The organism is Pseudomonas sp. MPR-R2A5, from assembly GCF_058793055.1.
The window spans coordinates 1-8611 of the sequence record NZ_JBXAFK010000052.1; the positions used below are offsets into that span (position 1 = coordinate 1).

Genomic DNA, 8611 nt, shown 5'->3' on the forward strand with positions numbered 1-8611 from the left:
TTCGCGAGCAAGCTCGCTCCTACAGAAGGCGATGTACGCTTAACTGAACGGCATTAGGGCAAGCCCGCTCGCCACAGAAAGCGCGCTCAACAGAAATGGATCTGGCGGGATGGGGCCATGAGAGGCATGTGCATAAAAAATCTATTGTTTATATTAATGACTGGATCTTATGAAATAGCCCTATAACTACAGGGTTATGCCCGATGAGCAGCAAGCGGATAAAAGTGCCCTAAGCTCAGACCCAAAAATTATTTATCGAATGGTTTTTAGAACTTTATGCTTGGCGCAATTTCGTTGAACATCGAGCGCGCCATGTCCATACGCCGTCCCCTCACCGCTGTATTAGGGTTACTCGCTTTTGCCGTCGCCGTAAGCGCCGAAGCCCAGGAAACCCTGCGCATCGGTTACCAGAAATCCTCGACCTTGATCACCCTGCTGAAAACCCAAGGCACCCTGGAAAAGGCCCTCAAAGCCGAGCATATCGATGTGTCCTGGCACGAGTTCCCCAGTGGCCTGCCGTTGTTGGAAGCACTGAATGTCGGCAACGTGGACATCAGCGCCGACGTGGCCGACACCGTGCCGATCTTCGCCCAGGCGGCCCAGGCCAAGCTCACCTACTTCGCCCAGGAAGCGCCCTCGCCCAACGCCCAGGCGATCGTGGTGCACAAGGATTCGTCGATCCAGCAACTGGCGGACTTGAAAGGCAAGAAGGTCGCGGTCACCAAAGCCGCCGGCACGCACTACCTGTTGATTGCCGCGCTGGCCAAGGCCGACCTGGCGTTCTCGGACATCGAACCGGCCTACCTCTCGCCGGCCGATGGTCGCGCGGCGTTCGAGAACAACAAGGTGGATGCCTGGGTGACCTGGGAACCCTTCCTCACCAGCGTGCAGCGCCAGTTACCGACGCGCACCCTGGCCGATGGCGCAGGCCTGGCCAGCTACAAGCGTTACTACCTGACCGGCACGCCGTACGCCAAGGCCCATCCCGACGTGTTGAAAGTGGTGTATGAACAGTTGGAAAAAGCCGGCCAATGGATAAAGACCCACCCCCAGGACGCAGCGAAAGTGCTTGGGCCGTTGTGGGGCAACCTGGATGTGGCCACGGTGGAAGCGGCGAACGCGCACCGCAGTTATCAGGTGCAGCCGGTGACGGTGGATCAGTTGGGTGAGCAGCAGAAGATTGCCGATGCGTTCTTCAAGGCGGGGTTATTACCCAAGGCCGTGGATGCCACGGATGTGCAGACCTGGCGCCCTTGAGGCTTGCACAGGCCAAATGTGGGAGGGGCGGTGCGACGATTCGACTTGCCCCCCGATGGCAGTGGGTCAGTGACAGATGAGCTGACTGATACACCGCCATCGGGGGCAAGCCCCCTCTCACACTTTTGATCCCTATACACCCCGTCAAATCGCGGCTGTTGCTCAAGGCCGTGGATGCCAAGTTAGAGAAGTATGCGGGCCAGGGCGTTTTTCCACTCGGTGTAACGCCCTGCCATCGCCGGGTCATCCTGCGGTTCAAACCGCTCGCGCTGGCGCTCCAATGCACCCAGCGCCTCATCACTCGCCCAAATCCCCAGCGCCCTCCCCGCCAGGTGCGCTGCGCCCAGCGCCGAGACTTCCGGCGACAGGCTGCGCACCACCGGCCGTTGCAACAGGTTGGCCAGGAACTGCATCAGCCAACGGTTGCGCGTGGCGCCGCCATCCACCCACAGTTCCTTGAGCGGGCTGCCGATGTCTTGCTGCATGGCCTCGAACACATCGCGAATCTGATAGCCGATCGATTCCAGCGACGCGCGCAGGATATGCGCGCCGGACGTGGCTTCGGTCAACCCGCAGATCAGCCCACGGGCGTCGGCCTTCCAGTGCGGTGCGCCGAGACCGGAGAGCGCCGGCACAAAATACACGCCACCGTTATCCGGCAGTTGCGCGGCCTGTTCGGTCAAGGCGTCCAGGGACTCCCCGGCCACCAACCGCGAAGCCCACTGCACGGCGGCGCCGGTATGGACGATATTGCCTTCCATGCCGAAGGTGGGCTGGCTGCCGTCGTGCCAAGCCAAGGTGGTCGACAAGCCATGGGTGGAGGCAATCGGGCCGCTCATGGGCGTCATCAAGGACGAACCGGTGCCGAGGGTGGCCTTGACCAGCCCCGGCGCAAAACCGCCCTGCCCGTACAGCGCCGCATGGGAGTCGCCGATCATCGACATCACCGGGATACCGGCGGGCAAACTGCCCACGGCGACCGTTTCGGCGAAGAAACCGGCGCTCGGCTGGATCGGTGCCAAGGCCGCGGCCGGAATGGCGAACAGCTGCAAAAGCTCAGGATCCCAGGCACAGGTGTGCAGGTTGAACAGTTGGGTACGCGCGGCGTTGGAATAGTCGGTGGCGAACACCTGGCCGCCGCTGAGTTTCCACAACAGCCAGCTGTCGACCGTGCCCAGGCAGATCTGCCCGGCAGCGGCGCGGGCGTGGCCATCCTCAAGGTGATCGAGAATCCAGCGAAATTTGCCCGCCGAGAACATCGGGTCCAATGCCAGCCCGGTCTTCTCCAGGATCAGTGCTTCATGGCCCTGCGCATGCAGCTGGGTGCACAACGCGGTGGAGCGTCGGCATTGCCAACTGATGCAAGGCGACAGCGGCTCGCCGCTACGACGATCCCACGCCACCACCGACTCACGCTGGTTGCTGATCGCCAGCGCAGTGATCGGACGATCCACCTGGGCCAGGCATTCTTCAATCGCCGCCAACGTGTTTTGCCAGATCAACAGGGGGTCCTGTTCGGAAAACCCGGCCTGGGGATGGCTGATGCTCAGTGGCCGCGAACCGCGCGCAATCACCTGGCCAAGTTCATTGACCAGCACCGCCTTGGCGTTGCTGGTGCCTTCATCCAGCGCCAGGATCAGCGGAGTGTTGTTGTTCATGGGATTCACCGCAACCGAGTGGCAGCCGCCACGATCCCAGCCGCATCAATGTTATGCAAGGCGCGCGTCGGTTCGCGGGCGCCGGCGGCGGCGTATTCACCATCGCCAATGCCCAGGCGGATCAAGGGAATACCCAATGCAGCTTCGGCCAGCACTTCGGCGACCAGGCTGCCGACGCCGCCGTTGATATTGTGCTCTTCCACACTGATCACCGCGCGCGTGCCGCTCAATGCGCTGAGCAGTACATCGCGCTGCAAGGGCCGGATCGACGACAGGTTGATCACCTGCGCCTGGATGCCCTGCTCCGCCAGCAATGCGGCCGCATCCACCGCTTCATGCACCACCGAGCCCAAGGCCACGATGCTCACATCCGCGCCTTGGCGCAGGATATCCACCTGCCCAGGCACGAATTGGTAGTCAGCATCGTGCACATCCGGCAGGGCCTTACCATCGAGCCGGATATACACCGGGCCGTGATAGCGCAGCGCGTAATCGACGATCTGACGGCATTCACGCGCATCCGCCGGGGCGAAAATCTGCACATTGCCAAAGCCGCGCATCACCGAGATATCGTCGAGGCTGTGGTGGGTGCTGGCCAGCGGGCCGTAACTGGTGCCGGCATTGAGGCCGAACATCTTGACGTTGGCCTGGTTGTAGCAGACGTCGACCTTGATCTGCTCATTGGCGCGGGAAATCAGGAATGGCGCCGCATTGCAGGTGGCGGCGATCTTGCCGCCCAGGGCCAGGCCCGCAGCGACGCTGACCAGGGACTGTTCGGCAATGCCGACGTTAATCAGACGCTCGGGAAAGCGCTGGGCAAACGGACCGATCTTGGCCGTAGAGGTGGAGTCACTGACCACCGGCACCACGTCCAGCCCGGCATCGACGGCGGCGATAAACGCGTCCACCATGACGCTCGCCAAATGTTCACTCGCCATGGTTCAACTCCTCCAGTGCCGCGTTGATTTCATCACCCTTGGGCACGCGGTGGTGCCATTCGGGACGGGCTTCGATAAACGACACGCCCTTGCCTTTGATGGTGTGGGCGATCAGTACCTGGGGCGCGCCGGTCTTGGTCTGCATGGTTTCCAGGGCCTCGATCAATTGGCCCACATCGTTACCGTCGCACTCGCTGACGCTGAAGCCGAAGGCGGCCCATTTCACGTCCAGCGGGTCCAGCGGCATGATCTCGGCGGTCAACCCCGCCAGTTGCAGCTTGTTCTTGTCGACGATCACAAACAGGTTATCCAGACCGTACTTGGCCGCCGCCATCGCCGCCTCCCAGTTGGAGCCTTCGGCCAGCTCACCGTCGCCGGTCAGCACATAGATGCGTTTTTTGCTGCCGGACATTTTCGCCGCCAACGCCAGGCCCACGGCCACCGGCAGACCATGCCCAAGCGCGCCGGTATTGAGTTCGATGCCGGGGGTTTTCTGCCGTACCGGGTGGCCGGGCAAGTGGGAATTGAAGTGCTGGTAGGTCGGCAGCCACTCAGTGGGGATGTAGCCTGCCTGCGCCAGGCAGCAGTACAAACCGCCCACGCCATGGCCTTTGCTCTGGATATAGATATCCCGCTCCGGGTCTTCGGTACGTTCCGGGCCGGTGTTGAGGATGCGGAAATACAGGGTGGCCAGGATGTCGGTCTCCGACAAGTCAGCCCCGGTGTGACCGCCGGCCGGTGAGTCGGCATTCAGGCGGATCACATGGCGACGGATCAGGCGGGCCTGTTCCTTGATCTGGTGGGCGTCGTACTGGAAGGCATTCATGCAGCGGCTCCTTTGAGGCTGACCACGCGGGGTAAAAGTGTCCAAAGCTGTTTTGAATATTTATTCAGCAGTGACAATATATTTCTATTTAGACGCCGAACGCTCAGCAGGTCAAGTGAGCGACCGGCGAAAAAATGAAATAAACCCCGGAAACAGCCCTCGGACAAACGGCCAAAATCCCACGCGGGCTTATCTATCCCGTGGCTTTGTGGCGTGTGAAAGTGCCAGCCTAGAGGCACACATGAAAAATTAAGCGCTTGACTTTGACACGGTGTCACTGGAATCTGAATTAACAGTCAGGCACGCATAAATATTCAAGACGCCTGAAAGCACTCCAAAAAAAATAAATCAGGAGAACACTGTGGACGCCAAAGCTATTGTCCAGCATCCGGCCGAACTCAAGCCGCCACCCCGCCCACGTCTGGTGAAACTGCTGCCCAGCAACATCGGCGGCCCGCTGATCGGCCTGGTGCTGTTGGTGCTGGTCTTCTCCTTCAGCTCTGAATTCTTCTTTTCGTTGCGCAATGGCCTGAACATCCTCGATCAGGTCACCGTACTGGGCATCCTGGCGATTGGCATGACGGCGGTGATCGTGATCGGCGGCATCGACCTGTCGGTCGGCTCGGTGCTGGCCTTTTCAATGATGATGCTCGGCTGGCTGTATCAGGATCAGGCCGTGCCGCTGGGCTTCGCGATTCCGATCTCGATTGCCAGCGGCATGCTCGCCGGGTTGGTGTCCGGTGGGTTGATCACCTACGCCAAGCTGCCGCCCTTTATTGCCACGCTCACCATGATGTCGGTAGCCCGTGGCCTGGCAAATATCCTCACCGAAGGCCGGCAGATCGTCGGCTACCCGGACTGGTTCACCAGCCTGGCCACGGTGCGCCACTTTGGTTTCCTCTCGGCCACCGTGGGGCTGTTCCTGGTGATGCTGGTGGTGGCCTGGGTGTTCCTGCGCTTTCGTGCCGGTGGCCGCAACCTCTACGCCATGGGCGGCAGCCCGGAAGTCGCGCGGCTGTCGGGCATCAAGGTGCGTGCGATTACCTTGTGGGTGTACGCCATCAGCGGTGCCCTCGCCGGTATCGCCGCCGTGACCCTCGCCGCACGCCTTGATTCTTCGCAACCGAGTGCCGGGCTGAGCCTGGAACTGGACGCCATCGCCGCCGTGGTGATTGGCGGCGCCAGCCTCAGTGGCGGCGTCGGCAGCATCGGCGGCACCCTCGTCGGCGTGTTGATCATTGGCGTGCTGCGCAATGGCCTCAACCTGCTGGGTGTTTCGCCCTTCATTCAACAAGTGGTGATCGGTGTGGTCATTGCCCTCGCCGTCACCATCGACACCCTGCGACGCCGCTCCAGCACTGCCCGTTAAACCTGTTCGACAGTTGACACCCTCCAACAATAAAACCAGGAGTCACCGACATGTTCAGCCCCAAGAAACTGCTGTTAGCCACCGCTCTCGCCGCCGCCACCCTCACTGCCGCCGGCACCACCTGGGCCAAGGACCTGACCATCGGCCTGGCCGTGGCCAACCTGCAGGCCGACTTCTTCAACCAGATCAAGCAATCGGTGGAAGCCGAGGGCAAGGCCAAGGGGATCAAGGTGATCACCGTGGATGCCCAGGGCAACTCTTCGACCCAGGTCAGCCAGATTGAAGACTTGATCACCCGCCAGATCGATGTGCTGATCTACATCCCGGCTGGCGCCACTGCGGCCGGTGTGCCGGTGAAAGCCGCCAAGGCTGCCGGCATCCCGGTCATCGCTGTCGACCGCAACGCCCCCGACGCACCCGGAGACACCTTTATCGCCAGCGACAGCGTGGACGGGGCCAAGACCCTGGCCGAATACGTGGGCAAGATCACCGACGGCAAGGGCCGTATCGCGATCCTGCAAGGCCAGCTCGGCACCACCCCCGAGAATGATCGCGCCAAAGGTTTTGAAGAAGGGTTGAAAGCCTTCCCGAACCTGAAGGTGGTGGCCCAGCAACCCGCCGAATGGGCCCAGGACAAAGGCTTCGCCGTGGCCCAGGACCTGCTCCAGCGTGACCCGAATATCACCGTGTTCTTCGGCCGCGCCGATGCCATGGCCTTGGGCGCCGCCCAGGCGGTGAAGGTCGGCAACCTCGATCACCAGGTGGTGGTGGTCGGTTTCGACGGTGACGTGGCCGGGCTCAAGGCCGTGCAAAGCGGTGTGCTGAACGCGACCATGACCCAGCAGACGCAGAAAATGGGGCGCCTGGCCGTGGCCTCGGCCATCGACCTGAAAGCCGGCAAGGCCGTGCCCAAGGAACAACTGCTGCCCACCGTGCTGACCACTAAAGAAAACGTCGCGCCGTTCCTGCAACAGCATCCGTAAGCCGTGGAGGTCGTCATGCAAGCCGCTCTGGATACCCGTGCAGCTGAACCCGATGCCGTGCTGTGCCTGCGCAATATCAGCAAGGCCTATGGCCCGGTGCAGGTGCTGTCGCAGATCAATGTGGACATTCGCCCCGGCGAAGTCCTGGCGTTGCTCGGCGAAAACGGCGCGGGCAAGTCGACCTTGTCGTCGATCATCGCCGGGCTCGTGCAACCCGAAGCCGGGGGCAGCATGACCTGGCTCGGCGAGCCCTACACCCCAGCCTCGCCGGGTGCCGCACTGGGGGCCGGGATCGGCCTGATCCACCAGGAAATCCGTCTGTTGCCGCAATTGTCGATCGCCGAAAACATCTTCGTCGGCCGCCTGCCCATGCGCCACGGGCGGGTCGACCGCGAGTACATGGAGGCCCAGGCGCAGATCCAATTGGAGCGCCTGGGGCTCAAGGTGCCGGCATCGCGTAAGGTCGAGGGCCTGAGCGTGGCGGCCCAGCAACTGGTGGAAATCGCCAAGGCACTGACACTCAAGGCCAGCCTGCTGATCCTCGATGAGCCCACCGCGGCCTTGGGCGGGGACGAAACCGAGCTGCTGTTCAAGCAGGTGGAACGGCTCAAGGCCGAGGGTGTGTCATTCATCTATATCAGCCATCGCCTGGAAGAAATCGCGCGCATCGCCGACCGTGTGCTGGTGCTGCGCGACGGTCGCCAGATCGCCCTGCATGCCACGGCGCAAGTGCCGGTGCGGGAATTGGTGGAGCAGATGGTCGGGCGCAGCCTGGAGCGAATTTTCCCTGCGTTGCAGGCGCCGCAAGAGCGCGTGATGTTGCAGGTCAAGGATCTGACCTGCCGCGAGTTTGCCTTGCACGGCATCGACTTCAGCGTACGCGCCGGTGAAGTGTTCGGCATTGCCGGGGTGGTCGGCGCCGGGCGGACCGAGCTGGTGCGCACCATAGCCGGTGCGGCACAGGACATCCAAGGGCATATGGTGCTCGATGGCGAGACATGCCAGTTGCGCTCGCCCTTCGAGGCGATCCAGGCCGGTGTGGTGCTGGTACCGGAAGACCGCAAGCAGCAAGGCGTGGTGGTGGAGCATCGCATCGAAGACAACCTGATTTATGGCAACACCGATTTGCTCGACAAACGCGGCTGGGTGTTCCCTGCCCCGCTGCGCGAATTCGCGCGCACGGCGGTGGCGCGGCTGGGTGTGAAAGGTGCGCCGCAGTCGCGGATTTCCAGTCTGTCCGGCGGTAACCAGCAGAAGGTGATCATCGCCAAGTGGCTGGCGCGCAACCCCAAGGTGTTCATCCTCGATGAACCGACGCGCGGGATTGACGTGGGCGCGCGGGCAGCGATCTACGAAGTGATCGCCGACCTGGCAGCCAAGGGCATGGCGGTGATTGTGGTCAGTTCGGACCTGGATGAAGTGCTCGGGCTGTCACACCGCGTGATGGTGATGAGCCGGGGCCGGCAGATGGGGATTCTGGAGCGTGGCGAGGCCACCCCGGTGTCGGTAATGGAAATGGCCACCGCCTAGGAACCCGGCCCTCACAAACAATGGAGATCCAATGTGGGAGAGGGCTTGCC

The 8611-nt window shown here is 62.2% G+C and carries 7 protein-coding genes; 4 read left to right on the top strand and 3 right to left on the bottom strand.

Annotated elements, in window-relative coordinates; all coding sequences use genetic code 11:
- Window positions 1–312 precede the first annotated feature (312 nt).
- Window positions 313–1257 carry an aliphatic sulfonate ABC transporter substrate-binding protein gene (locus AC1Q6I_RS28505; protein WP_102625125.1) on the top strand — a complete coding sequence of 315 codons (945 nt, stop codon included), beginning with the start codon at window positions 313–315 and terminating at the stop codon, window positions 1255–1257.
- Window positions 1258–1439: 182 nt separating this feature from the next.
- On the opposite strand, the gene AC1Q6I_RS28510 is transcribed toward AC1Q6I_RS28505, so the two are convergent.
- The 3 genes from AC1Q6I_RS28510 to AC1Q6I_RS28520 are packed head-to-tail and all read right to left on the bottom strand — an operon-like array spanning window position 1440 to window position 4679.
- Complete coding sequence (locus AC1Q6I_RS28510; RefSeq protein WP_102625124.1) at window positions 1440–2915, bottom strand: FGGY family carbohydrate kinase; 1476 nt, start codon at window positions 2913–2915, stop codon at window positions 1440–1442.
- A gap of 5 nt (window positions 2916–2920) precedes the next feature.
- Window positions 2921–3853: a transketolase family protein gene (locus AC1Q6I_RS28515; RefSeq protein ID WP_102625123.1), complete on the bottom strand. Its 933-nt coding sequence runs from the start codon at window positions 3851–3853 to the stop codon at window positions 2921–2923.
- On the bottom strand, window positions 3843–4679 hold the full coding sequence (locus AC1Q6I_RS28520; protein WP_024076074.1) for a transketolase: 837 nt from the start codon (window positions 4677–4679) through the stop codon (window positions 3843–3845). The genes AC1Q6I_RS28515 and AC1Q6I_RS28520 overlap by 11 nt, the downstream gene beginning before the upstream one ends.
- A gap of 361 nt (window positions 4680–5040) precedes the next feature.
- Between AC1Q6I_RS28520 and AC1Q6I_RS28525 the strand changes: the two genes are divergently transcribed.
- Genes AC1Q6I_RS28525 through AC1Q6I_RS28535 form a run of 3 tightly spaced genes read left to right on the top strand, consistent with a single transcriptional unit; the run spans window position 5041 to window position 8561 of the window.
- Window positions 5041–6048: an ABC transporter permease gene (locus AC1Q6I_RS28525; protein WP_024076075.1), complete on the top strand. Its 1008-nt coding sequence runs from the start codon at window positions 5041–5043 to the stop codon at window positions 6046–6048.
- Window positions 6049–6098: 50 nt separating this feature from the next.
- Complete coding sequence (locus tag AC1Q6I_RS28530; protein ID WP_069076473.1) at window positions 6099–7031, top strand: sugar ABC transporter substrate-binding protein; 933 nt, start codon at window positions 6099–6101, stop codon at window positions 7029–7031.
- A gap of 15 nt (window positions 7032–7046) precedes the next feature.
- A complete protein-coding gene (locus tag AC1Q6I_RS28535) occupies window positions 7047–8561 on the top strand; it encodes a sugar ABC transporter ATP-binding protein (RefSeq protein WP_102642578.1) in 1515 nt (504 codons plus the stop codon).
- Window positions 8562–8611: the final 50 nt, after the last annotated feature.